At 72.3% G+C, this 24,027-nt stretch carries 24 protein-coding genes; 9 read left to right on the forward strand and 15 right to left on the reverse strand.

The annotated features are described in order from the left end of the window. Positions 1 to 79 precede the first annotated feature (79 nt). Genes AB0M83_RS28595 through AB0M83_RS28615 form a run of 5 tightly spaced genes read right to left on the reverse strand, consistent with a single transcriptional unit; the run spans position 80 to position 4,076 of the window. Positions 80 to 496, reverse strand: a complete 417-nt coding sequence (locus AB0M83_RS28595) for an ATP-binding protein (RefSeq protein WP_364521482.1) — start codon at positions 494 to 496, stop codon at positions 80 to 82. Between the two features lie 23 nt (positions 497 to 519). Further along, positions 520 to 879 carry an STAS domain-containing protein gene (locus tag AB0M83_RS28600; RefSeq protein WP_364521483.1) on the reverse strand — a complete coding sequence of 120 codons (360 nt, stop codon included), beginning with the start codon at positions 877 to 879 and terminating at the stop codon, positions 520 to 522. A 46-nt stretch (positions 880 to 925) separates the two neighbouring features. Further along, the gene (locus AB0M83_RS28605) at positions 926 to 1,366 is read right to left on the reverse strand and encodes a response regulator (RefSeq protein WP_364521485.1); all 441 of its coding nucleotides are present in this window, start codon (positions 1,364 to 1,366) and stop codon (positions 926 to 928) included. Beyond that, the gene (locus tag AB0M83_RS28610) at positions 1,363 to 2,883 is read right to left on the reverse strand and encodes an ATP-binding protein (RefSeq protein ID WP_364521486.1); all 1,521 of its coding nucleotides are present in this window, start codon (positions 2,881 to 2,883) and stop codon (positions 1,363 to 1,365) included. The genes AB0M83_RS28605 and AB0M83_RS28610 overlap by 4 nt, the downstream gene beginning before the upstream one ends. After that, positions 2,880 to 4,076, reverse strand: coding sequence for a SpoIIE family protein phosphatase (locus tag AB0M83_RS28615; protein ID WP_364521487.1), 1,197 nt, complete (start codon positions 4,074 to 4,076; stop codon positions 2,880 to 2,882). The genes AB0M83_RS28610 and AB0M83_RS28615 overlap by 4 nt, the downstream gene beginning before the upstream one ends. 197 nt (positions 4,077 to 4,273) lie before the next feature. Here AB0M83_RS28615 and AB0M83_RS28620 point away from each other — a divergent pair, with 197 nt between their 5' ends. Beyond that, entirely contained in the window at positions 4,274 to 4,633 is a 360-nt protein-coding gene (locus tag AB0M83_RS28620) for a hypothetical protein (protein ID WP_364521488.1), read from the forward strand. Here the strand turns inward: AB0M83_RS28620 and AB0M83_RS28625 are convergent. The 4 genes from AB0M83_RS28625 to AB0M83_RS28640 form a co-directional block, all read right to left on the reverse strand. Continuing rightward, positions 4,620 to 5,789, reverse strand: a complete 1,170-nt coding sequence (locus tag AB0M83_RS28625) for a DUF6596 domain-containing protein (RefSeq protein WP_364521489.1) — start codon at positions 5,787 to 5,789, stop codon at positions 4,620 to 4,622. The genes AB0M83_RS28620 and AB0M83_RS28625 overlap by 14 nt on opposite strands. 50 nt (positions 5,790 to 5,839) lie before the next feature. Next, positions 5,840 to 6,178 (reverse strand): YciI family protein, encoded by a 339-nt coding sequence (locus AB0M83_RS28630; RefSeq protein WP_364521490.1) that lies wholly within the window; start codon positions 6,176 to 6,178, stop codon positions 5,840 to 5,842. Between the two features lie 94 nt (positions 6,179 to 6,272). Continuing rightward, the gene (locus tag AB0M83_RS28635) at positions 6,273 to 6,872 is read right to left on the reverse strand and encodes a hypothetical protein (protein WP_364521491.1); all 600 of its coding nucleotides are present in this window, start codon (positions 6,870 to 6,872) and stop codon (positions 6,273 to 6,275) included. 347 nt (positions 6,873 to 7,219) lie between these two features. Further along, positions 7,220 to 8,416, reverse strand: coding sequence for a helix-turn-helix domain-containing protein (locus AB0M83_RS28640; RefSeq protein ID WP_364521492.1), 1,197 nt, complete (start codon positions 8,414 to 8,416; stop codon positions 7,220 to 7,222). 196 nt (positions 8,417 to 8,612) lie between these two features. On the opposite strand from AB0M83_RS28640, the gene AB0M83_RS28645 reads away from it, so the two are divergent. The 3 genes from AB0M83_RS28645 to AB0M83_RS28655 all read left to right on the forward strand — a co-directional run bounded on the left by AB0M83_RS28645 (position 8,613) and on the right by AB0M83_RS28655 (position 13,018). Beyond that, the gene (locus tag AB0M83_RS28645) at positions 8,613 to 9,821 is read left to right on the forward strand and encodes a helix-turn-helix domain-containing protein (protein WP_364521493.1); all 1,209 of its coding nucleotides are present in this window, start codon (positions 8,613 to 8,615) and stop codon (positions 9,819 to 9,821) included. 758 nt (positions 9,822 to 10,579) lie between these two features. Then, a complete protein-coding gene (locus AB0M83_RS28650; protein WP_364521555.1) occupies positions 10,580 to 11,791 on the forward strand; it encodes a helix-turn-helix domain-containing protein in 1,212 nt (403 codons plus the stop codon). Between the two features lie 3 nt (positions 11,792 to 11,794). Next, entirely contained in the window at positions 11,795 to 13,018 is a 1,224-nt protein-coding gene (locus AB0M83_RS28655; RefSeq protein ID WP_364521494.1) for a helix-turn-helix domain-containing protein, read from the forward strand. A gap of 150 nt (positions 13,019 to 13,168) precedes the next feature. Here AB0M83_RS28655 and AB0M83_RS28660 read toward each other — a convergent pair whose 3' ends face one another. The 3 genes from AB0M83_RS28660 to AB0M83_RS28670 all read right to left on the reverse strand — a co-directional run bounded on the left by AB0M83_RS28660 (position 13,169) and on the right by AB0M83_RS28670 (position 17,832). Then, on the reverse strand, positions 13,169 to 15,778 hold the full coding sequence (locus tag AB0M83_RS28660; protein WP_364521495.1) for a CHAT domain-containing tetratricopeptide repeat protein: 2,610 nt from the start codon (positions 15,776 to 15,778) through the stop codon (positions 13,169 to 13,171). Positions 15,779 to 15,870: 92 nt separating this feature from the next. Then, a complete protein-coding gene (locus AB0M83_RS28665) occupies positions 15,871 to 16,053 on the reverse strand; it encodes a hypothetical protein (RefSeq protein WP_364521496.1) in 183 nt (60 codons plus the stop codon). Between the two features lie 630 nt (positions 16,054 to 16,683). Next, complete coding sequence (locus AB0M83_RS28670) at positions 16,684 to 17,832, reverse strand: serine hydrolase domain-containing protein (protein ID WP_364521497.1); 1,149 nt, start codon at positions 17,830 to 17,832, stop codon at positions 16,684 to 16,686. A gap of 101 nt (positions 17,833 to 17,933) precedes the next feature. Here AB0M83_RS28670 and AB0M83_RS28675 point away from each other — a divergent pair, with 101 nt between their 5' ends. The 4 genes from AB0M83_RS28675 to AB0M83_RS28690 all read left to right on the forward strand — a co-directional run bounded on the left by AB0M83_RS28675 (position 17,934) and on the right by AB0M83_RS28690 (position 20,912). Continuing rightward, the gene (locus tag AB0M83_RS28675) at positions 17,934 to 18,356 is read left to right on the forward strand and encodes a hypothetical protein (protein WP_364521498.1); all 423 of its coding nucleotides are present in this window, start codon (positions 17,934 to 17,936) and stop codon (positions 18,354 to 18,356) included. Positions 18,357 to 18,386: 30 nt separating this feature from the next. After that, on the forward strand, positions 18,387 to 18,749 hold the full coding sequence (locus tag AB0M83_RS28680; RefSeq protein ID WP_364521499.1) for a VOC family protein: 363 nt from the start codon (positions 18,387 to 18,389) through the stop codon (positions 18,747 to 18,749). 81 nt (positions 18,750 to 18,830) lie between these two features. Then, a complete protein-coding gene (locus AB0M83_RS28685) occupies positions 18,831 to 20,501 on the forward strand; it encodes a hypothetical protein (protein WP_364521500.1) in 1,671 nt (556 codons plus the stop codon). 15 nt (positions 20,502 to 20,516) lie between these two features. Further along, complete coding sequence (locus tag AB0M83_RS28690; RefSeq protein ID WP_364521501.1) at positions 20,517 to 20,912, forward strand: NUDIX hydrolase; 396 nt, start codon at positions 20,517 to 20,519, stop codon at positions 20,910 to 20,912. A gap of 261 nt (positions 20,913 to 21,173) precedes the next feature. Here the strand turns inward: AB0M83_RS28690 and AB0M83_RS28695 are convergent, their stop codons facing one another. The 3 genes from AB0M83_RS28695 to AB0M83_RS28705 all read right to left on the reverse strand — a co-directional run bounded on the left by AB0M83_RS28695 (position 21,174) and on the right by AB0M83_RS28705 (position 22,905). Continuing rightward, positions 21,174 to 21,878 (reverse strand): dihydrofolate reductase family protein, encoded by a 705-nt coding sequence (locus AB0M83_RS28695; RefSeq protein WP_364521556.1) that lies wholly within the window; start codon positions 21,876 to 21,878, stop codon positions 21,174 to 21,176. Then, positions 21,875 to 22,486: a dihydropteroate synthase gene (locus tag AB0M83_RS28700; protein WP_364521502.1), complete on the reverse strand. Its 612-nt coding sequence runs from the start codon at positions 22,484 to 22,486 to the stop codon at positions 21,875 to 21,877. Before AB0M83_RS28700 ends, AB0M83_RS28695 begins: the two co-directional genes overlap by 4 nt. Before the next feature lie 119 nt (positions 22,487 to 22,605). Beyond that, positions 22,606 to 22,905, reverse strand: a complete 300-nt coding sequence (locus tag AB0M83_RS28705) for a hypothetical protein (protein ID WP_364521503.1) — start codon at positions 22,903 to 22,905, stop codon at positions 22,606 to 22,608. A gap of 212 nt (positions 22,906 to 23,117) precedes the next feature. On the opposite strand from AB0M83_RS28705, the gene AB0M83_RS28710 reads away from it, so the two are divergent. Further along, positions 23,118 to 24,026 carry a hypothetical protein gene (locus tag AB0M83_RS28710; protein WP_364521504.1) on the forward strand — a complete coding sequence of 303 codons (909 nt, stop codon included), beginning with the start codon at positions 23,118 to 23,120 and terminating at the stop codon, positions 24,024 to 24,026. The last annotated feature ends 1 nt before the right edge of the window (position 24,027 follow it).

The following is a 24,027-nucleotide window of genomic DNA, read 5'->3' on the forward strand; positions in this document are numbered from 1 at the left end:
CCACATTGGGTGCGTCTGACGCACCGAACGCCACATTGGGTGCGTGCCACGCACCCAACGCCACATTGGGGCGCTCGGGTCAGGGGCGGACCGGAGCGAGGTCCCAGGTCAACGTGACCACGGTTCCCGCCTCGCCGGACGCGATGTCCGCCCGGTCGGCGCTCGCCCGCAGCAGCGTCAAACCCCGCCCCCGCACCGAAACCGGCCGCGGGTCCACCACCGGGGTCCGCCACTTCCCGTGGTCGCTGATGACCACTTCGATCCGGTCCGGGTGCACCGCCGCGTCGAGGTCGACCACCCCGGCCCCCGCCCCGGCGTACGCGTGGTCGGCGACGTTGGCCAGCGCCTCGTAGCTCGCCAGCACGATGTCCTGCGCCCGCCCTTCCTCGACGCCCGCCGAGAGGACCCACGCCATCAGGTCGTGCCGGAGCCGCCGCAGGTCCTGGGGCACCGCCTGCACACCGTGGCAGCGGAACGGTCCCGGGGGTTCGTCCATCGGCCGTCGCCTTTCCGGGCCCGTCACCGGGCCAGCGCTTCGTCGACCGTCGCGTGGACGCCGATCCACGTGTCGAGGCCGGTGGTCTTCAGCGGTCCCGACGTCACCGGCGAGTCGCTCACCACCCGCAACGCCCGCTCGGGCAGCCGCCGGTGCGCCGCCGCGAGCACCTGCAGGCCCGCCGAGCAGAAGAACGTCACCGCGCGTAGGTCGACCACCAGCGTCCGCGGCTCTTCGGCCAGCACGACGTCGACGACTTCCTCGAACTCGGGCGCGCTCAGCAGGTCGATCTCCCCCGCCACGCACAGCACCGCGGCCGTGTCCCGCCAGTCGAGCGTGACCGCCAGCTCGACGGCGGGGAGATCCCGGGATGAAGAGGTCACGGCCCCTTATGGTGCCCCAATCTCCGCCGCCCCGCCATCGGTGCGTTCACCGGCGCGGCAGCTTGACGACCGTGACCCAGAATTCGTCGATCTTCCGGACCACCTCGACGAACTTCTCGAAGTCGACGGGCTTGGTGACGTAGGCGTTGGCGTGCAGGTCGTAGCTGCGCACGATGTCCTCGTCCGCTTCGGACGTCGTCAGCACGACCACCGGGATCGTGCGCAGGCCCGGGTCCTGCTTGATCTCGCCGAGCACCTCCCGGCCGTCCTTGCGGGGGAGGTTGAGGTCGAGCAGGATCAGGTCCGGCCGCGGCGCCTGCCCGAAGCGTCCCTTGCGGTTCAGGAACTCGATCGCCTCGACGCCGTCGCTCGCGACGTGCAGCGCGTTGCGGATCTTGTGGTGCTCGAAGGCCTCACGCGTCATCAGCACGTCGCCGGGATCGTCCTCGACGAGCAGGATGTCGATCGGCTCGTGCGCCTCCGTCATGCGTCCCCCTCGTCCCCGGTCGCCGGGATGGTGAAGCGGAACGTGGTGCGTTCCGCGTCGGTGTCGAGCCAGATCCGGCCGCCGTGGTACTCGACGATCCGGCGGCACAGCGCCAGGCCGATGCCCGTGCCCGGGTACGCGTTGCGGGTGTGCAGCCGCTGGAACAGCGCGAAGACCCGTTCGGCGTACTCCGCGTCGATGCCGATCCCGTTGTCCGACACGGTGAACACCCAGTCGTCGCCGTCGCGCTCCGCGCCGACCCGCACCTCCGGCGGTGTCTCGCCCTTGAACTTCAGGGCGTTGCCGATCAGGTTCTGGAACACCGCCGTCATCAGCGCGGGCTCGACCCGCACCTCGGGCAGCTCGCCGCGGTCGACCTTGCCGGCGCTCAGCGAGAGCGCCACCTCCAGGTTCGCGAGCGCGTCGTCGACCAGCCGGCCCGCCTCGACCACGACGTGCTCGCCCGGCTTGCGCCCGACCCGCGAGAACGCCAGGAGGTCGTTGATCAGGATCTGCATCCGCTTCGCGCCGTCGACGGCGAACTCGATGTACTGCTCGCCGCGCTCGTCGAGCAAGCCCTGGTAGCGCTTCTGCAGCAGCTGGCAGAAGCTCGCCACCTTCCGCAGCGGTTCCTGCAGGTCGTGCGAAGCGACGTAGGCGAACTGCTCCAGGTCGGCGTTCGACCGCTCCAGTTCGCGCGTCCGGCGGTCCAGCATCGCGTGCGCGCGCTCGAGCTCGGCGACCTCGTCGAGGATGCGCTGCCGCATGGCCTCGACGTCCGCGCCGAGCTGGGCGATCTCACGCGGCCCGCTCCCGTTCACCGGCCGGTGGACGTCCTGGTCGGCGACCTGGCGGACCTCGCCTGCCAGCCGCAGGATCGGCCGGGTGATGACCTGCCGCAGGCCGAGGAACAGCACCACGAACAGCAGCACGAGCAGCACCGCGACGGCCACGAGCATCGCGGTCAGGAAGTTCGCCGCGCTGTCGAGGTCGGCCCGGCCGGAGTCGCGGACGGCGGTGAGGTGGTCGAACTGGGTGCCGAGCGCCCCGCGCACCGCGTCGAACAGGGTCCGGCCGCGCTCGATCTGCGCCTGGGTGAGCGGGCTCGCGCCGGGTTCGACGGCGGGCGCGGCCGCGGCCTGCCAGGTGGTGGCCGCGCGCAGGACGGCCTCCAGGTCGTCGCCGGCCTGGGTGCCGGGGAGTGCGCCGAGCTGGCGCAGCTGGCTGACCGCGTCGCCCTCCGCCTGGCGGCCTTCGGTGTACGGGGTGAGGAAGTCCGGCTGCCTGCCGAGCTGGTAGCCGCGGACGCCGGTCTCCTGGTTCAGCAGCGCGGTCGACAGCTGCGTCGCGGCCAGCCGCTGGGGCCCGATGACGTCGAGGAGGCTGTTGCGGGCTTCGGTCAGGTTGTTCATCGCGATCGCGGCGCCGGTCACCGCGGCGAGCAGCAGCACCGCTTCGACGACGGCGAACAAGGACAGCCAGCGGCGGATCGTCCAGCCGCGTGCTTCAGCGCTCATCGATTTTGCTTCCCCGGGTCGTGGCTGAGCAGAGCGAGGGCGACGTCGTCGTCGAGCGGGCCGGAGTTCAGCCGCTCGGCGCGGGCGATCAGCTCGTCGAGCAGGTCGGTGCCGGCCAGCCCGGTCTGGTGCTGGATCTCGAGGACGATGGCGGCCATCCGCTCGTGGCCGAGCCGTTCCGACCCGGCGCCGACGCGGCCCTCGAACACGCCGTCGGTGTAGAGCAGCAGCGACCAGCCCGGTTCCAAGGGCACGTCGAGGGCTTCCCACTTCGTGCCTTCGACGATGCCGAGCGGGACGCCGAGGTGTTTCCCGGGGAGCAGGTGCCCGTCGCCCGGGGTGAGCAGCAGCGGCGGCAGGTGCCCGGCGAGCGACAGGCGCAGGGATCTTCGGTCCGGCGCGACGACGACCATGCAGACGGTGGCGAACAGCGGCTCGATGCGCTCGTGCACCAGCACCCGCTCGACCATGCTCAGCACGTCGGCCATCGGCAGGCCGGCCATCACGAGCGAGCGCCACGCGATCCGCAGCGCGACGCCGAGCGCGGCCTCGTCCGGGCCGTGGCCGCAGACGTCGCCGATCATCATGTGCACGGTGCCGTCGGCGAGCTCGATCGCGTCGTAGAAGTCGCCGCCCAGCAGGGATCCGTTGCGGCCCGGGCGGTAGCGGGAGGCCAGCTCGAGGTGCGGGTCGCGCAGCAGCGGGACGGGCAGCAGGCCGCGTTCGAGCCGCGCGTTCTCCCGGGCGAGCAGCTGCTGCTGCAGGAACTGCTGCTCGACCTGCTCGGCGCGCTTGCGTTCCCGGGCGAAGCGCAGCGCCTTCACCAGCAGCGGCCCGTCCACCTGGTCCTTGACGAGGTAGTCCTGGGCGCCGGCGGCGACCGCGGCGACGCCGGTGGCCTGGTCGTGCCCGCCGGTCAGGACGACGATCGCGACGCCGGGCGCGTGCTGGCCGAGCTTCGTCAGCCCGCTCAACCCCATGGCGTCGGGCAGTTGCAGGTCGAGGATGACGCAGTCGGCGGTGAGCGGACCGGCCAGCGCGGCGGCGAGCGTTTCGACGCGTTCGAGCGAGAACGGCACGGACGTGTCCGCCAGCATCTCCTCGACCAGCAGCGCGTCGCCGTCGTCGTCCTCCACCAGCAGCACGCGCAAGCGGGTACCGGAGTCCCACGATGAGTCCTGCGCGGCGGTCACCGGCTTCTCCCGTTCGGCTGCTCGTGAGCCAGCACATCCAGACGATCACCCTAGCGGCACCGGCAGCGGCCGCCTACGGCCGCGAAACCGGTCCCACGAGAGGTAGCGCTTTATAGCACCCCGGTGTGACACCACGCGGGTAACGGTTCGGGTCGTGACCGTGCCGGAACCGGACGGTCCGGTTCTACGCTGCGGCGATGACCCCGATCCGGGCGCCACGCGCCGCTTTCGCCTGGTGGGGCGCGACGGCGTGCTGGTTGCTCGGCTCGCTGCTGGGCGGGCGCCGGACGGCCGTCGAAGCCGCTGTTCCGCTCCCGGTCGCGATCCTCGCGTACGTCGTCTGCGCCGGGCTGTGGGCGCTGCTGGTCCACGGCGTGTACCGCGGGGCCAAGGGAACCCGGGTCGCACTCGGGATCGTCGGCGCGCTCGGCGTCGTGGACCTGGTCGTGCAGCTGTTCGCGGACGTCGCGATGGGCGCCGTGCTGCACGGGGCGTTCTTCCTGGCCGCGTTGGTCCTTTCGGCCGCCGGGTACGTCCTGCTGTTCAGGCCCCGCTGAGCCGCGCGGCGAGGAACTCCTGCTCGACGGCGTTGTCGCTCAACGCGAGCGCGGCCCGGTAGGCCTCGGCCGCCTCGGCGTCGCGGCCGAGGCGGTGCAGCAAATCGGCCTTCGTCGCGGGCAGGTAGCGGTAACCGGCGAGCCGGCCGTCCTCCTCCAGCCGGGCGATCTCGGCGAGCGCCGCCGCCGGGCCGGCCACCATCGCCAGCGCGACCGCGCGGTTGAGCGCCACCACGGGCGAGGGCCACAGGCGCAGCAGCACGTCGTAGAGGGTCAGGATCTGCGGCCAGTCGGTTTCGGCGTAGCTGGGCGCCTGCGCGTGCAGGGCGGCGATCGCGGCCTGGACGCCGAACCGTCCGGGAGGGCCGCCTTTGAGCGCCTCGACGACGAGCCGGTCGGCCTCGGCGACCATCGCGGTGTCCCAGCGCGCGCGGTCCTGGTCTTCCAGCCGCAGCAGCCGGCCGGCGTCGTCGGTCCGGGTGGCCCGGCGGGCCTGGTGGACCAACAGGAGCGCGAGCAGCCCGGCGACCTCGGTGACGGCGGGCAGCAGGGCCCGCAGCATCCGCGCCAGGTCCAGCGCGCGGCCGGTCAGCTCGTCCCGCACGAGGTCGTCCCCCGACGCCGCGGTGTGGCCGGCCGAATAGAGCAGGTGCAGCACGGTCAGCACGACGGACACGCGCGCCGGCAGTTCTTCGGCCGACGGCACCGCGTACGGGATCCGCGCGGCGGCGATCTTCTTCTTGGCGCGGGTGATCCGGGCCGCCATCGTCGGCTCGGGCACCAGGAAGGCGTGCGCGATGTCGGCCGTCGCGACCCCGCACACCAGCCGCAGCGTCAGCGCGATCTGGGCCTCCTGCGCCAGCGCCGGGTGGCAGCAGGTGAAGACCAGCCGGAGCCGGTCGTCCGGGATCGGCCCGGCGGGCTCGGGCGGTTCGGCGGCGGCCGGCTCGACGAGCAGCGGCAGCTTGCGCCGCAGCACTTCCCGGTGCCGGACGCCGTTGAGCGCGGTCCGGCGCGCGACCGTGGTCAGCCACGCGCCGGGCCGGTCCGGAACGCCGTCGCTCGCCCAGCGCTTCAGCGCCTGGAGGTAGGCGTCCTGGACGGCCTCTTCGGCTTCGTCGAGGTCGCGGGTGACCCGCACCGTCGCGGCGAGCACGTAGGCCCACTCGCGACGGTGCGCTTCGGCGACGGCGTCGGCGACCGCGGTCAGTCCGCCACGACCTGGAAGTCGACGAGCGGCCGGACCTCGACGCCGCCCTCGACGACCGGCGTCAGCTTCGCGCAGGCGAGGGCGTGGTCGAGGTCGCGGGCCTCCAGGACGTACACCCCGGCCAGCACCTCCTTGGTCTCCACGAACGGACCGTCGGTCACCAGGTCGCCGCGGATCGCGGTGGCCGTCTCGTTCGGCTGCAGAGCCAGGCCCGCGGTCACCTTCCCGCCCAGTTCGCCGATCCGCTCCGGCAGGCCGATGTGCCGGTCCATGATCTCCTTCGGCAGGTCCTCGGGGGCCACCCGCTCGTAGATCAGCACCGCGTACTGCGCCATGTCCGTTTCCTCTCGTCGTGGTCCTTTCCTACTCCGTCACGCGAGAGGGGGCGAGATCGACAGGGCGGTGAGAACTTCTTCAGCGCGCGGCTGATCAACGGTTCGGGCGGCCGTGCGGGTGCTGCTGCTGCCACGAGCTGATCACCGAGCTCACGTACTGCTGCCAGGTGTCCTGAACCGGCGGCGCCGACGGCGTGGGGCGCGCGGGCTTGCGTCCCGCGGCGGCCGGGGCGCTCGTGGTCCGGACGGGCGAGTCGTGCACCCGCGCGGTGAGCGGCGGCGGCTCCGCGGAGGCACTCATCGTCTCCACCGCTTCGCTCGAGGGCGGCGGCGCGGCGGGGGCAGTCGCCCCGGGCGGCGGCGTGGCCGTCCCGCCGACCTGCTGCGGCTGGAGGAGCACGACGGCGGCCAGCCCGAGCGCGACGGCCCCACCGGCGGCGAGGACGTAGGGCTTGGTCCGCCGGGGCTCGGCGGGCGGCGCTTCCCGCGGGCGCTCGTCCTCGGGCTCCGGGGCCGCGAGCTCGGCGTCGAGGATGGCCAGGGGGTCGGGTTTGGTCTCGGGCTCCGGGGCGGGCGCGGGTTCCGCGGCGAGCATCGCGTCGAGGTCACCGCGGATCATCAGCGGTTTCGTCTGCGAAAGGTTCACCAGTTCGGCGACCGAGGGGAGTTCGCCCTCACCGCCCGTGCGTGCCATCGAAAGACCTCCACCCTGTCGGCGTCACCTGGAGGAACCATGCCCGAGCCGCGAGAGCTGCTCCGCTTCGCCGTCGTCGGCTTGGCCGCGTACGGGGTCACCCTACTGGGCGACTACAGGCTGAAGCTCACCGTGTGCCGGGAGAAACCGGTAACGGCGCTTTTCTTCGCGACGGCGTTCGCATACCTGCTGCCCCGGCGCTGGTCGTTCGCAGGGCGAAGCGCCATCACCGCCTGCGCGAGGCGGCGCTGTTTGTCATGGTCAACGCGGGTGCGGTGGCGGTGAACCTGGTGCCGCCGCTGGTCGCGGTACGCGCTGGGGTTGGCCGTGCCCTACGTGAGCTCCGCTCACTCCCCGCCCGGCAGCGCCCGTTCCGCCACCAAAGCCAGCTCCAGCCGCAGCCGCTCCCCGGGATCGTCCAACCGCGCCCCGAACAACTCGCCCAGCTTCCGCAACCGCGCCCGAACAGTCTGCGGGTGCAAGTCGAGCAGCCGCCCCAGCTCCGGTGCGCTCCCCCGGGTCCGGACCAGCGCCAGCAAGGTCTCCGCCAACTGCTCCCGCCGCCGCCCGGACAACCCCGCCAACGGCGCCAACGTCGTCGATGCCAGCTGCGCCACCAGGAACTCGTCCGCCAGCAGCACCAACGTCGTCAGGTGGTCGCGGCACCACACCACCGGGCCCGGCGCGTCCAGCAAGCCCCGCGCCGCCAGGTCGAGCGCGCGGCAGGCCACCCGGAACGACTCCGGGGCCTCGGCCGGGCGCACCAGCGGGCCGACCGCTGCCAGCCAGCCGGCCGGCAACGATGCCAGCCCCGCCAGGTCCGTGTCGGGGGCCGGGGTCAGCGCTGCCGGCGGGGTGCCGAGCGGGTCGGCCGGGACGTGCCCGGGCAGCAGCCCCGGCGGGAAGTCCGGCGCGCCCGGCAACGCCCGGAACGCCACCGCGGCCACCTGCGCGGGCACCGGCAGCCCGGACGCCGCGAGCAGACCGTCCACTTCGGCCGGTGCGCGGCCGCCGAACAGGGCGCGCAGCAGCCGGCGATGGCGCTCGCCCGTACTGGACATCGCCGCTTCGGCCGCGCGGTAGCCCTCGGCGACCGCCGCCATCGACGTCTCGGCGTCGGCGAACATCCCCTCGGCCGCGCCGTACAGGACGTCGCCGGACAAGCCCGCATCCCGGGCGATGTCGGCGATCCACCGCCACGTGACCCGGCTCGACACGCGGATGGCCGCCTGCACCGACTCGCGGCTCAGACCACTGTGGAACGCCTCGCGCCCGTACCCGCGGAACTCGGCCAGCCGGTCGGCCTGCCACAGCGCGGGCGTGCCGACGCGGTCGACGTCCCGCTCGATCCCGCGCCGCGCCTGCTCGATCGCCGTGGCCCGGGTGGGTCCGTGGCCGAAAGTACCGGAATATTCCGGAATCTCGGCGGCGATGCCATCGACGCAGGCCCGCGCGATCTCCGGAATCCGCGGACGCACCGCGTCGCCGAACTCGCGGGGCAGCCGGGCCCACACGGAACCGTCCGAGGCAGCGGAACCGCGCATGGAAATCCGGTCCTCCAAGAGGGGAATGGGCGCGTGGGAAATACTTCCGCCATCCGACACGGAGCGTAGAACGCGCACCCGTTCGTGTCAAAAGGACGTCATCGCGTCACCCTTTTCGGGGAACGGCTCGTTGATTATCAGTCACCCAACCGTCGGATACGCTCTGCCCCGCCCGAGCGAACTCGAAGGGGGATTCGTGGTCGAGTACCGCAGCTTCCGCCTGCTGGCGTCGCTGCCGCGCGCACTGGGCGCCGGCCTGCGCCCGCACGTCGGGCACGCCGCGGCCTCGATGATCCAGGAGGTCCGGCGCACGGTCCCGGCCTACGGCCTGCCGCTCACGGGCGTGTTCGGCAAGGTCCTGGTCAAGAGCGTCGAGTTCGCGGTGCAGCACTGCGTCGACTCGATGGGCGAGCCGGCCCTGTCCCACGAGCACTGGGCCGACTTCTACCGCGGCCGCGGCCGCGTCGAGTTCACCGAGGGCCGCACCCTCGACGCGCTGCAGGACAGCGCCACCATCGGGGCCCGGGTGGCCTGGCGGGCGATGCACCCCGGCGTCGTCGCCGCGGGGGTCGACCCGGCCGTCATCTCGGTCGCCGCGGAGGCCATCTTCGCCTACGTCGACGAGCTGTGCGCCACCGCGATCGAGGGCTACCAGCAGGCGCAGGCCGAAGCCGAGGGCGCGGTCCCGGTCCGGCGGCGGCGCCTGCTCGAGCTCATCGTCCAAGCCCCCGAAGGCGCGGCGAGCAGCATCGCCGAGCTCGCCGGCGGCGCGGGCTGGCCGTTGCCGGAGGCCGCCGCGATGGTCGCCCTCGAACGCGGCCCCGAGGCCGCCGACTTCCCGGCCGACCTGCTCGGCGACGGCGTCCTGGCCGGCCTCGACTGCCCCGAGCCGCACCTGCTCACCCGCGATCCCGACGCCGACCTCGCCCCGCTGGAAGCCAAGCTCGACGGCTGGCGGGCCGCGGTGTCCCCGACCGTGCCCCTGGCCGACGCCCCGGCCGCGCTGCGCACCGCCCGCCGCGCGCTGCTGCTGTCCGGTCCCGACATCCCCGGGCCGATCATCTGGTGCCGCGACCACCTCGCCACGCTCTGGCTGCTCGCGGAGGACTTCCTGGCCGCCGAGCTGGCCCGCCAGAGCCTCGACCCGTTCGCCTCCCTCAGCGAGAAGCAGCGCGACCGGCTCAGCGAGACGCTGCTGGCCTGGCTGGAGACGCGGGGCGGGGCGCCGGAGATCGCGCAGCGCCTCGGCGTCCACCCGCAGACGGTGCGCAACCGGCTGCGGCAGCTCGAAGAGCTCTTCGGCGACCGCCTCAAGGACGCCGACGACCGCCTCGGCATGCAGCTCGCCTTGCGCGCTCAGCTGCTCATGCGCGCGCACCGGCCGGACGGTGAACGGGAACGCTGACGGCGCGGTCGAGCGCGCGCACCGGCATCGGCAGCACGCGCCGCCACGGACGGCACCCCGGCCGCGGCGGCCGGAGCTGCTGCTGGGGAGAGGGGAAGCTCGCGCGGCACGACATCAGTGCGTCCGGTGCGTCAGTGCGACCATACCTTCGAGGAATACGCGGATACCGGCGGAATGTCGATACGCATTACCAGTGATTCCGGGAGAGTCCGCACCCTCGATCACCTTTTCGGCCCTGTTGTTGTCACGCGCACCCGCATTCGGCGTAAGTGGTGTTCGCCACACCGGACGCAAGTAGTCGGATGCCCTATTTTCAGGTTCACGAGAAACATCACGAAACGCGAAACACTTTCAACATCCATCCGGCCCGGACCGCCGGAAAGTTGTCACCCGCGCACCAACCGGCCCAAGCGGAAGTGTCACCTCGCCTCGCGCGCTTCCACCCGTTCGGGTGTAGTCCGGACGGGTTATCGCAAAGTCGGCGGAAGAGCCGTTGACAGTGCCGTTCGCGCGAAATTATGTTGCCGGAGCCACAAAATCCGGACCGGCTTCGACGACGAAGAGGCCGGTTTTGGTGCCAGCAAGGATAAAACATGACCGACGTGGACACCGGGTTCGCCGCCGCCGCTGTGCGAGCGGGCCGGCCCCACCCCGGCGAGCGCTCTTCCGGACCGGCGTACCGGCAGCAGTCCGGGTCGGCCGACCGGCCCCGGACCGCCTCCCCGCCTGCCCAGCGAACCTCGGGGGAACCCCGGCCCGTGCGCGCTTCCGGCGCCGGCGGGCTGTGGGCGTCGCTGCCCCGTGAGCTGGCGATCCGCTTCAAGCCGCGGGTCGACCCGCTGGCCCGCGCCGTCCTGCGGGAGGTCCAGCGGGCGGTGCCCGAGTACCGCCGGCCCCTCGAAGGCGCGTTCGGGCACATCATCACCCAGGGTGTCCGGCAGGCGATCATCCAGTGCCTCGACAGTGTCGGCACCCCCGGTGCCGTGCCGCTCGAGACTTGGACGACCGTGTTCCGCAACCTCGGCAAGATCGAGTTCGCCGAGGGCCGCAGCCTCGACTGCCTGCAGACGGCCTACCGGGTCGGCGGGCGCGTCGCGTGGCGGCACATTTCGGAGTTCGGGCAGGCCAACGGTCTCGCTGCGGACACGCTGTGCACCAGCGCCGAGGCCATCTTCGCCTACGTCGACGAGATTTCCGCCCTCTCGATCGAGGGCTACACGGCGGCGCAGACCCGGGCCGCCGGCACCCGCGCGCGCCGCCGGAGACGGCTGCTCGAACTGCTGCTCGCCGACCCGCCGTCGGCGCCGCAGACGATCAGCGCGCAGGCCGCGACCGCACAGTGGGCGCTGCCCGCCGAGGTCACGGTCGTCGCCCTCGAACCCCGTGCCGACCAGCACAGCCTGGCCGCGCCGGACCTGCACTCCGACGTCCTCGTCGACCTCGAGGGTGGCGAGCCGTGCCTGGTCACCGGCGACGCGGAAAAGCACCTGAAGAACCTCACCGAGCGGCTGGGCGGCTGGCGCGCGGTGATCGGCCCGACCGTGCGGCTCACCGAAGCGCCGCGGTCGCTGCTGTGGGCGCGCCGGACGCTGAAGCTCGTCCAGCGCGGGGTGCTGCCGGACGCGCCGGTCACGCGCTGCACCGACCACCTGTCCACGCTGTGGCTGCTCGCCGACGAATTCCTGGTCCGCGAGCTGTGTTCCCGCAGCCTGGAGCCGTTCCGGACCCTCACGCCGAAGCAGCGGGCACGCCTCGGCGAGACGCTGCTGATCTGGCTGCAGTCCCGCGGCAGCGCGCCCGAGATCGCGAAGAAGCTCAAGGTGCACCCGCAGACCGTGCGGTACCGCATGCACCAGCTGACCGACCTGTTCGGCGACCGGCTGAACAACGCCGACGACCGGCTCGACATGGAGATCGCGCTGCGGGCGGAAGCCCTGCTCGGCCCTGACTCCCCTTCGACGACGAGGTGAGCCATGACGGGACCGTCCGGCGAAACGACGTTCGGGCCGATGCTCGACGGCGACGGGCGGCCGGGACAGTTGTGGGCCCTGCTCCCCCGGGAGCTGGCCGCGGTGTTCCGGCCGCGGATGCTCGACGTCGCCGACGAGGTGCTGCGCGAGATCCAGCGGACCATCCCGGACTACGCGCGGCCGCTCGACGGCGCCTTCGGCAAGGCGCTGCGGGCGGGCGTGCAGGCGGCGATCCTGCAGTTCATCGACCGGATCGCGGCGGCCGGCTCGGTCCCGGACGAGCGGCGGCGGGTGTTCGTCGGGCTCGGCGTGCACGAGTTCGCGCAGGGCCGCAACCTCGATGTCCTGCAGGCGGCCTACCGCGTCGGCGCGCGTGTCACCTGGCGGCGGATGGCCGAGGTGGGGACGCGGGCGGGCGTGCCGCCGGCGACGCTGTGCGTGCTGGCCGAGGCGATCTTCGCCTACATCGACGAGCTGTCGGCGTTGTCGATCGAAGGGCACGCGGCGGCGCAGGCCCGGGCGGCGGGCGCGGTGGAGCGACGTCGCCGACGGCTGCTGGACCTGCTGCTGGCGGACCCGCCGTCGCCGTCACGGACGGTTCAGGAAGCGGCGACGGCGGCGGACTGGCCGCTGCCGCACCGGCTGGTCGCAGTGGCGCTGGACGGGCCGGCGGACTTCACCGGCCTGGACGCGCTGGAGGACTTCGAAGACGGAACGCCGCGGCTGCTGCTGCCGGCACCGCCGGACCGGTCGGGGTTGACGGCGGCGCTGGCCGGCCGGCGGGCGGCGGTCGGCCCGCCGGTACCCCCGCGCCAGGCCGGACGCTCACTGGCGACCGCGCAGGAAGCGTTGCGCTTGGCGGCCGCCGACGTCCTCCCGGACGAGCCGCTGACGTGGTGCGAAGACCACCTGGCGACGTTGTGGTTGCGCAAGGATCCGTTCCTCGCGACCGAGGTGTCGCGGCGCCGGCTGGCCCCGCTGACGGCGTTGCCCCCGAAGCAGTACAACCGCCTGGCGGGGACGCTGCTGGCGTGGCTGGAGACGTGCGGCAACGTCCGCGAAGTCGCCGAACGCCTGGCGATCCACCCGCAGACGGTCCGCGCGCGAGCCCAGGAACTGGAGACGTTGTTCGCGGACCACCTCCGGGACCCGGACGACCGCTTCGAGATGATCCTCGCCCTCCGCGCCACCCTGACCCCGCCGTGTCGACCCTCCAATCACGCGTGATGCCTGTTCAAACACGCGTGATGCCTCTTTCCGCACAGCGGACCGGCGCGTCCGCACGCAGCTCGCGGGCGAGATCGTCCACTTCGGACCATGCGGCACAGTCGACGAGCGTCGCCCGCAGGCCCGGCAGTATCGGTCTACTCGGTGTTCTCAGCCCGAGCCGAGGCAGACGAAAGGCCGGCGGAACGGGTCGACGGCGATCGCGTCGGCCAGCGCCAGCGCGGGGCTGTCCCGGACGGCCAGCGCGCGGTAGTAGTCGTCCATCGCGGCCGCCGAGGCCAGGTCGCCGACGCGTGACAGCGGCGCGATCACCGTGCGGGAGCCGCTGGCGAGCAGGGCGCTGGCGAAGCCGAGGGCTTCGTCGCCCGGCCGGATCCGGTTGAGCGCGAGCTCGCAGGCAGCGAAGACGACCTGCCGTGGCGGTTGCCGCAGCCCGGCCATCTCGTGCCCGAAGAGGGCGCCGTCGGCGAGTTCGAGCCGGGAGAACAACGCGTTTTCGGGCTCGTGCGCGCCGTGGGCGGCGAAGTGGGCGAGCTTGGCGCCGTCCATCGCCCGCAGCACGGACTTCACGGTGGCCTTGGCGCCGGTCATGGTCGTCGCGGTGCGGTAGTGGGTGGTCAGCTTCTCCAGTTCACCGCGGGCACCGGCCAGCCCGGGCCCGCGGACGAGCACGATCTTGCGGGCGCGCGTCAGCTTCGTCCGCTCGGCGGCGAGCCACGCGGTCGCCGACGGCGCGACGACGGTGGGCCGCCCCCGCAGCCCCGGCAGGACGCCCCACGGCACGGCGTAGAGCGGCCCGGTCGGGACGATGACCAGGTCCCGGTCGCCGAACAGCTCCGCCAGCGGCTGGATGAGCTGGGCGTCGAGCTTGTCGGCCTGCTTGCGTGCGGAGGTCATGACGACCTCGGCGAGCCTCTCGGGCAGGTTGTCGGGCGCGAGGGCATCGAGGTCGACGTTGAGCACGCGCGCGGACTCGGCGGCGGCATCGGCGGACCCGAGCCGCACCAGCCGGCACTCACCCCCGGCGACGACGACGGCGACGAGCTCGTCCCCGGAGGCGGCGAAGCTGACCAGGGCCCGCTTCCCGAGCTGCGTGACGACCTCGCCGAGCCCGGCCAGCGGCCGCGGCCGTCCCCAGCGCCCGGTGTGCCACCCGAGCCGCTGGGCCTCGCGCAGGCGTTCGTTGTACTTGGCCCGCAGCCCGGCGATGGGGTGGCCGTCGTGCTGGGCCTCCTGGATGGCCTGGCCCAGACCCCGCACCTCGGCGACGCGCGCGGCGAGCTCGGGATCGGTGCCGGCGGAAAGCGGTTCGTAGCGGTAGGTCTGGGCGCGGGTCCGTTCGAGCCAGACGAACAGCCGCCGGGCATCGCCGCGTTCGAGCACGAGCTTGACGGCGAGATCGGCGAGCTCCTGGCCGTGCAGCGCGGTCCCGGAGACGAGGTCGAGCCCGCCCATCCGGTCCCGGACGGCGTCGAGTTCGGTGAGCCCGGACCGGATTTCGGTGAGCGCCTTGGCCCGGCTCCCCTGGGCGACGGCGAGTTCGGCCCGGCAGAGGCGGCGCAGCATCCGGTAGTCGATGGGGGTGAGCTGCCCGGGGCGCGGGACCTTGTCCAGGGTTTCGACGGCGCGTTTGAGGTTGCCCCGCCGGATGTCCAGCCGGACGGCCAGCATCCGCGCGGTGGCGGCCTGGTCGGCGAGTTGCGGAGCCGGCATCTTCGCGGCCGTGTTGATCGCCCGGGTCGGCAGCGCGGCCGGGACGTGCTCCGCACGCAATGCTTCGCGGGTGTCCGCGTGCAGGCCGACAACCGTCGCGTTGGCCGTGCACGTGCGGCATCCCGCCCGCTGCATGCCGCGGCGCGCGGAGGATGCCATCTGGCGAGCGAGCTCGAGTTCGTCGTTCAACAGCGCGGCCGACGCCCGATGAAGCTCCGCGAACGCCAGCTCGCGAGTGATGACCTGCTCGTTCCGCATGAGTTCGAGAACTTCGTCGAGGTGCCCGCCGGCTTCTTCGGCCAGGCCCGCGGCCAGGAGCGCTTCCGCCTGCTCGAGCCGGAGCAGGGGAGGAACTTCGCGGTCCAAGGCGCGGTAGGCGCGCTCGCTCTCTTCGTACAGTCGCAGCGCCTCCGGCACGTCACCGGTTCGGTGAGCCAGCCCGCCGAGGGTCCGCCGGACATCCGCGGCGACGGCACCCAGCTCGTACTTTTCGGCGAGCTCGATGGACCGGGTCAGATCCGCTCGGGCCAAGGCGACGTTGCCGAGCTTCGTGTGTGACCACCCGCGGGTGGAGAGAGTCTGGACGAAGGCACCCATCCGCGCTTCCGGGTTGGGGCCGTGCTCCAACCGGTACTCGTGGTGCGCGATCGACTCGTCGAAGTACCCGATGCTCTCCTCGTAACGCCCGACGGTCATCAGCTTGACGGCGTAGTTGTGGTTGAGAGAGCCGTCGAGTTCGGCTCGGAGAACCGGCTCGGAGACGGTGCTGACCAGTAAGCGCACGTCATCCAGCCCGGCCAGCCCGGCCGGCACGTCCCCGGTGATCTCGGTCGACATCGCGGCCAGTGTGCTGGCGAGCCGGATGCGGGTCACCAGCCAATCGGTGCGGTACTCGTCCGGCACCGGGTGGATGGAGTCCAGCATGCTCATCCCGCGGCGCAGCAACCTGACACCTTCGCGATAGCGCCCGACGCACGAAGCATCGGTGGCATCTTTCTGAAGGGCGCGGACCCTGTCGATGACACCGGGCGGGTCCAGGTTTGTCACAGGCACTCCCCTATGACAGCACAGCTCGTGACGAAATGACGCCCGCCTACCGGTCGAAGATCGGCAGGCGGGCGATCACAGCTTGGTCAAGCTCAGTGGGCGACCTGGTAGCAGGGCGACCCACAGTTCGGCGTGACGACCGGGCCGTCTTTGAGCGGCGGGTGGTCGATGTGCACCCAGCCGTGCTCGTCGGCCTCCGGGTGCGGGACCACCGGTCCGGCCTTCTCGACCGGCTCCGGGGTTTCCTCCGGTTTGGTGTCCGTGGGCGTCGACATGGTCGATCTCCTCTCCCCTGGGGATCTGCATGGGGCCGCTCGCCGTGACGGTGAGTCCCCCTCGCGAGGCCCTCTCCCCGCGAATGGGGCAATAGTTTCACAGCAGAGCCGTGATCGGGAGGGTTTTAGCTACAGAAAGTCAGTCCGACGCGCGTGATCAGGGCAAACGTTCCGGCCGGAACGTCCTAACGAGTGAACTCTGTAACGACGTCCATTGCGGACGTGCACCCCGCCGGGTGGCCGAGGGCGGGTCGGGCCGTCCGGGGTGAGGCGTTGCGCCGGGTGCCGACGGCGTTCTCCGGCCACGGCGGCACGGACTCCGGGCGGGCTGCGCTCAGCACAACGGGCCGGACACCGGCGGCGCGGCGCCGTCCGGCCGACAGCTCGCCGGCCGGTGTTGCGGCACTCCGGTGTTGCGGCACCCCGGTCTTGCGGTGTCGCGATGTTGCGACGCTGCGGCATTCCGGCGCTGCAGTGCCGCCGCGCTCCGGCCCGGGCCGCCTCTCACCCGGCGCCCGAACTCCTGGCGCCGACGGCGCCGGGAAGCGCTGCGGGCACGCGCCCGCTTTCGGTGCTCCACCGCTCTCCTGGCCGCTCGGCCAAGAGAGTCCGTTGTGGACCGTTACTTCGTCATGCCTGCTGTTCCGTCACCGCCTTGTGGATCGCCGCCACCAGCCTTGCGTTTTCCGGAGCCGCTCCGCCCGGGAAGGCGAACCGGCGGCGGTTGTAGCCGTACGCCAAGCCGCTGCGTGGGTCCGCGAACGCCTGGGAACCCGCCGCGCCGCTGTGGCCGAAGGCTCCCTGCCCCAGGACCGGGTAGTCGTCCGAGACGATCGCGAACCCTAGGCCGAATGCGTTGTGGTTGCGGGTCGACAGGTCTGCGCCGATCGAATGGATCTGGGCGAACTCCGCCACCGTCTCCGGGTTCAGGAGCCGGCCGGGGCCGCTGATCGCCGCCGCGTACATGCCGGCCAGGCCGCGGGCCGAGGCCACGCCACCCACCGAGGCCGGGCTCAGCCGGCGGACCACCTTGAGGTTCGGGAGGTCCCAGAGTTCCGGCCCCTTCGGGTGGTTGCGGTTGAACGCGATGCCGGAGATGCTCTCCGGCCCCGTCTCGTTCGCCTCCAGCTCGGCCAGCTGCTCCGGGGTCGGCAGCATCGGCTGCGTCGTCAGGAACCGCGGCTCAAGCTCGTCCGGCAGCCCCAGGTAGAAGTCCAAGCCGAACGGCCGCCGGACGCGCTCCTCGAAGTGCTCCTGGATGCTGCGGCCGGTCACGCGCCGGACGACCTCGCCGGTCAGGGCGCCGATCACCAGCGCGTGGTAGCCGAACGCCGTGCCGGGGCGCCAGTACGGCCGCTGCGGGGCGAGCCGCTCGGCGATCACGCGGTCGTCGGCGATCTCGTCGGCCGTGAAACCGGCGTCCGCGCCCACGACGCCGGCGCGGTGCGCGAGCAGCTCCCGCAGGGTGATCGTGGCCTTGCCCGCCGCGCCGAACTCCGGCCAGTAGTGACTGACCCGCTGGTCGAGGTCGAGCACGCCGTCCTGGACGAGCAGCGCCACCACCAGGTGCGCCGCACCCTTCGTCGAGGAGAACACGCCGGTCAGTGACTCGGCGGTGATCTCGGGGCCGGTCCACAGGTCGACGACGCGCTCGCCGTCGACGTGCGCCACGAGCTGGGCGGCGTAGTCACCGCCTTCGCCGGTCGCGACGGCGGCGAACTCCTCGCGGACGGCCTCGAACCCGTCGGCGACGGTCCCCTGGATGTGCTCGGACGACATGGCGGCTCCCTCAGTGATCTTTCGCCTGTGCCTGAACTCAACCTAGGGGGCGACGGGGTATTCCGGGTAACGCCGGAGCGCCTCGGCGGGATGTTCCCGGTATGGGGGAACCGGAGTTCGAAGCCGAACCGACCGAAACCACGCGGCCCGGCCGCGGCCTGGCGATCGCGTCGCTCGCGATCGGCGCGTCGGGGCTCACGCTCGCCGTCGCCACCTGGGCGGCCTGGCTGATCGTGCGGCCGCCGGTCGTGACCGCGTGGGTGTACTCCTGGGTCGCGCAGGCGTTCGTGCTGGTCCTCGGCGCGCTGTGGTTCGCGCTGCTGCCGATCAGCGTGCTGGCCCTGGTCTTCGGCGTTTACGCCGGTGCGCGCACCCACCCGGGCCCCGGCCGGATCGGCGCCACGCTCGCCGTCATCACCGCACTGCTCGCCTTGTCGGGGGCCGCGGTGTTCGCGACGACGTCGTGGCGGCAGGTCGGCCCGCCCGTCGCCTACTTCGACAACCAGCCCGGCTCGGCCCGGTAGAAGCCCCGCGCCGGCGGGTACCACCGGATCATGAAGCTGACCTCCACCGTGCTCGGCGCGCCGGAACCGCGCGCGCTCGCCGAGTTCTATTCGAAACTGCTCGGCTGGCCGATCAAGACCGACGAGCCGGACTGGGTGACCTTGCGCCCGGACGACGGCGGCGCCGGGCTGTCGTTCCAGCTGGAGACCGAGCACGTCCCGCCGGTGTGGCCGCCCGCCGGCGGCGCCCAGCAGATGCAGCTGCACCTCGACATCGAGGTCGACGACCTCGTCGCGGCGACGGCGGCCGCGACCGCCGCGGGTGCCGTGGTCGCGGACTTCCAGCCGCAGGAGGACGTCCGCGTCTGCTTCGATCCGGCCGGGCACCCGTTCTGCCTCTGGACGCGTACCTGAGGTGACGCCCCGCGTTCGCGCGGTCACAGGATCCGCTATGTTCGCCTGAGGTCCTGTTTCCGGCGAACGGAGTTGAGTCCTGTGGGGGTGCACCGGATCTGGCACCACGGACTGGTCCCCACCGAGGGAAAACGCCCCCTGGACGCCTTGCGCAGCAGGCTGATCACCCGCCAGCGGCAGCACGACGACTACACGATCGCCGATCTCGGCTCGTCCGACGACGGCGGTTCGCGCCGGTGCGACCTCAAGTTCGGGTGGACGGGCGGCGAGGGCCGCTACTCCGTTCAGGTATTGCTTTCGCTGTGCTACCACGCCGGAGAAGACCGGGTGGCGTGGTTGCTGGCCGCCGCGTGCTCGCGGCCGTGGCGCAGCTGCCACGAAGCGCCGGCGCACCGGATCGGGCTGGAGGAGCTCGGGGCAAGTGGGAGCGACGAGATCCCGATCGAAGCGCCGGTCCTCGCGATGCGCGGCTGGTCCCGCGAGGAGTGCGACCGCGTCGCGGAACTGCTGGGCGAGGCGCTGGTGGCGCCGTGGCGGACGTCGGCGGTGCTGGTGCTCACCGAACCGCCGACGGTCCCGGTCGACGGCTGGCCCGGGCTGGTCAACGTCTTCGACGTCGACGACCGCTTCCGCCGCACCCTCAACCAGCACGTGCCCCTCGGCTACGAGGTACCGCTGGGCGCGCGGTTGTACGCGCCGCTGTGCGACCAGCTCCCGGACTTCGTCGAGACGGCCAGCCCGGTCTCCGGCGAGGCGCTCCAGGGCGCGATCACGCGGCTGCTCCAGACACGCGGCCGGACGCCGCTGCCCGAGGAGTGGGCGGAGGTGCCGAGCGTGAAGGCCTGGTACGCCGCGGATCCGTTCGACGCGCCGGAACGGGGACCGGACGCCGAGCTGACGGAGAAGCTGGACCGCGCCGAGCGCGAGCTGGCGGAAGCGCGGGGCGTGATCACGATCCTGCGCAAGAAGTCGAAGGCCGACGCCGAGGACCGGGATCGGCACGCCGGCGAGGCGAAGGTGCTTCGCCGCCGGCTCGACGAACTCACCGCGACCGACGTCGCGTGCCTGCGGACGCAGCTGGCGCAGCTGCAGGGCGAGGTGGACGACTACGCGCGCGCGTTCGAGGAGACGGAGGCCGAACGCGACGAGCTCCGACGCGTGAACGGGCTGCTGGCGGGCACGCTCGCCCGGTACCACGACGCCGACGACGAGGTCGCCGCCGCCGAGCGCCCACCCGAGGAGTTCCCGAGCTTCGCCGAGCTGATCGGCGCCGCGACGGCGACGCTCAAGCACCTCGCGATCACGGCCGAGCCGGCGCCGGCCGCGATCCTCGACCACCACCCGAAAGCCGCCGCCTGGCGACGCAAGGCGTGGGACGCGCTCCGCACCCTCGACGCGTACGCCTGCGCGCGGACCACGCTGCTCGACGCGGGCCAGGACCCCGGACCCGAGTTGTCGGACGTGCTCGCGTTCGCCCGCACCGGCCAGCCGGGTTCGCTGATCAGTGCCAACATCATCGCCCTGGCCGAGTCGGACACCGTGACCACGAACGAACGGCTCCGGCAGGCGCGGACCTTCCGCGTCGACCCGCGGACGAACCCGGCCGGCCGCGATTATTTCGGCGCCCACATCGCCCTCGAACGCTTCAAGTCGCCGGCGCCGCGGCTGCACTTCCTCGACGACACGGACCGCACGGGCACGGTGTACGTCGGGTACCTCGGTGCCCACCTGCCGACGTCGAAGACCAACTGAGCGAGAATCGCGCGCATGACGGAGATCGCGCGGAAGAACCTGGCCTACTGCTGGATCGCCCGCGGTGACCGGGTGCTGTTCCTCCGGCGCGGGCCGGGCGTCTTCCTCGCGGGGCGGTGGGAACTGCCCGGCGGGACGGCCGAGCCGGACGAGGCCTTCGAAGCCACCGCGGTCCGGGAAGCGGCTGAGGAAACGGGATTGCGGGTGCGGGTCACGGGTGAACTCGCCCGCGACTCCTGGCCGGACGTCGCCGGGCGCGCGATGGAGATCCACGCTTTCGTTTACACGGTGGAAGAAGACGGCACCGGAGACGTCGTGCTCAACCCGGAAGAGCACGACGACTTCGCCTGGCTCGCGCCGCGGGAAGCCGGACGGCTCGAGATGGCGGAGCACTTCCGCCGGTTGCTGTGATCGCCGCGGGCGCGGCGACGGTCTTCGGTGGACGGACGGAGGAAGAGTGGTCATGCCCTGACATTACCGAACACACGTGCGAAAGATCATCGCTGAATCGGGTGAAGCCCGGAGGCGCGGCGGCGCGGCAATTTCGGTTGCAGCACAAGGGAAACGCGCGTAGGCAGCCCCCGATTTCCACGCTACCGGAAGGCACCGACAAAAACGGCCCAGGGAACCCCCGGATTCCACGTTACCCACGGGCACCGACAAAAAAGCGACCTACCGGGGAACCAAATACCGCAGCAGCACACTGTTCCCGTCCGTCAGAACCGAAGCGAGCTCCAGCGAAGCCGGGTCGATCGCCGCGCCCACCGCCACCCGGCTCGACGTCCCCGACACCAGGAACGGCGCCACCGTCAAGCGGAACTCGTCGACCACGCCCGCCTCGATCAGCGACCCGAACAACCGCGGCCCGCCTTCGCAGTCGATGCGGGCCAAGCCCTCCGCCGCCAGCGTCGAGACCACCTCGGCGGCCGAGACCTCCGAAGCGCCCACGACGAACACCCGGGCCCCGTTCGCCACCCATCCGTCACGCAGCGACGAAGGCGCCGCCTTCGTGATCACCGGGGCGTCCGGGGGCAGGGAACGCCCCGTCGTCACCACCGCGACCGGGGCGATCGGGGCCAGCCCGAACCGGCGGCGGCGCTCGGCCGTGCGCGCGTCGGGGCGCATGCCCTCGAACCCCTCCGCCATCGCCGTGCCCGCGCCCACCAGCACCACGTCCGCCAGGTCGTTGCCCAGCCGGTAGACGATGCGGTCGGCCGGGGTCGACAGGGCCGCCGAGCGGCCCTCGACCGTGCTCGCGCCGTCCGTGCTGGACACGAAGTTGACCGCGACCCACCGGGGACCGGCCGGGTACTGGTAGAGCTGCTCCAGGTCGTGGTCGTCGAGACCGCGGTCGACCGGCCAGACCTGCCGGATCACTCCCACCGGACCGCCTTCGCCGGCGGGCGCGTGCCCGCGATGCTCGCCGCCATCTCGGCCACGTGCCTCGTCGCGCGCACGTGCCGGGTCCGGATGATCGCCGCCCCGGCCGACGCCGCGAGCGCCGCCAGCGCCAGTCCGGCGGGCGTCCCGTCGCCGGCGACCGAAACCAGCACCGGCACGTCCCGTAGCAGCGACGGCGGCGCCCGCAGCACCCCGGCGTCCAGGAGGAACCCGGCGTCCAGGAGGAACCCGGGCGCGGCAGGAACCGAAGAACCGGCGTAACCCGCTCCGAACCGCGCCGCGACGTCGGTGAGGTCACTCCGCGCGAGGATCAGGTCGGCGCCGGCCTCACAACACGCGGCGGCCACCTCAGCGTCCGCGGTGTCGACGGCCAGGAAGAGATCCGGGAACTTCGAGCGGGCCCACGCAACCAGGGGCTCGACGCCGATTCCGGCGAAACCCACGAGATCGGCGCCGTCCTCGACCGCGCCCAGTACCACGTCCCGCGCCGTATCCGGCTCCGGGAGCACGTCGACCGCGGCCAGCACCAGTGCGCGGTCCCTGCTCAACCGGCGGCCCCGGAAGACGAGGTCGGGGGTCTTCATCGCACGCTCCCTGCTGGACATCCGGACGTCCCGATCCTAAGCGGGCCGGCAGGTGAGCACTCTTCGCCGGCGGGTGGCGGGGCCTCGTCGCCGGGCCACCCGACCGTGGCGGAATACCCTCAGGAGGCGATGGCCTCGTTGATCGCCAGCAGCTCCTGAGCGGTGCGCGTGGCGGCGAACTCGATGACCTCGTAGCGGGCGAGGCGCCGGATGACGAACGGATCACTGGCGAGGATCGCGTCGAGCCTGCCGCGCAGCACCGAACGCGTCAGGATCACGTGGTCGGCCGCACCGTTCCCCTTTCCGGAAACGAGGAACACTCCTTTCGTGAATTGCTTGCGCAACCAGTCCGAATGGTCCGGTAGCGCGTAGTCGACTTCTGTTTCGGGCGCCGTGTAGGTCAGCAGGGCGATGTACATGATTCGATGGTAGAACTCCCGCGGCCGCAGCGCATCCGCCTGGCGAGTGTCGCCGCCCACGTGTTTCACCCATATTCGGTCAAGAACAACGCAATTCCTTTACCAACGCTTTTCGACATTTCTCCTCGATTGCCGTACGTCCGTCGTCGTACGCCGCGGTGCCGCCACCGGGCCGACGCGGTGACCGCCTCCCCGGCGCGACACTCGACGCCATGAACGCAGTGACCCGGGCCTGGCACGAAGGAAGACGAGCCGAGCGCATCGCCCACGCCGTCGGCGCGGCGCTGTTCCTGAGCGGCGTCGTGCACGCGATCGTCCTCATCGCCACCGGCGGCTCGTGGCTGGGCCCGCTGTCGATGCGCAAGGCCGTCACGTTCGGCCTGTCGTTCGGGCTGACGCTCGCGTCGGTCGCCTGGGCGACGTCGTTCCTCACCCTCCGGCCCCGAGTGCGCTCGATCCTCCTCGGCGCGTTCACGGCCGCGAGCGTCGCCGAGGTCGCCCTGGTCAGCATGCAGTCCTGGCGCGGGGTGCCGTCGCACTTCAACTTCGAGACGCCGTTCGACAACGCCGTTTCGATGACGCTCGCCGCCGGCGGTGGCGTGATCATCCTGACGATCATCGGGTTCACGGCCGCGGCGCTGGTCGAGCCCGGTCCGGAGGCGGCGAGCCTGCGCCTGGCCGTCCGCGCCGGCCTGGTCGTGCTCCTGGTCGCGCTGGCCACCGGCGCGGTGATGATCGCCCGCGGCGTCGTCGAGGCCCGCGGCGGCGACCCACAGGGCGCCTACACCACCGCCGGCTCGCTCAAGCCGCTGCACGCGGTCGCCATGCACGCGATCCTCGTGCTCCCCGCGCTGGCCTGGATCCTGCGGTTCACCCGCTGGCCGGAGAGCCACCGGCTGCGCGTCGTCCGGATCGCCGTCGGCGCCGACGCCCTGCTCACCGCGGTCATCGGCGTCGAGTCCTTCACCGGCATCGACCCGCTGGCCGCACCGCTGCCCGTCCTCGCGTTGTCCGTGCTAGCCACGGCCGTGCTCGCCGGCACCGGGGTCTACGCGCTGTCCGGCATTGAACCGCCCGTCCGATTCACCCGTGTCCTCATCGGGAAGGCAAGGGGCCGGTAAA

This window comes from Amycolatopsis sp. NPDC051106 (assembly GCF_040682775.1).
Classification (GTDB): domain Bacteria; phylum Actinomycetota; class Actinomycetes; order Mycobacteriales; family Pseudonocardiaceae; genus Amycolatopsis.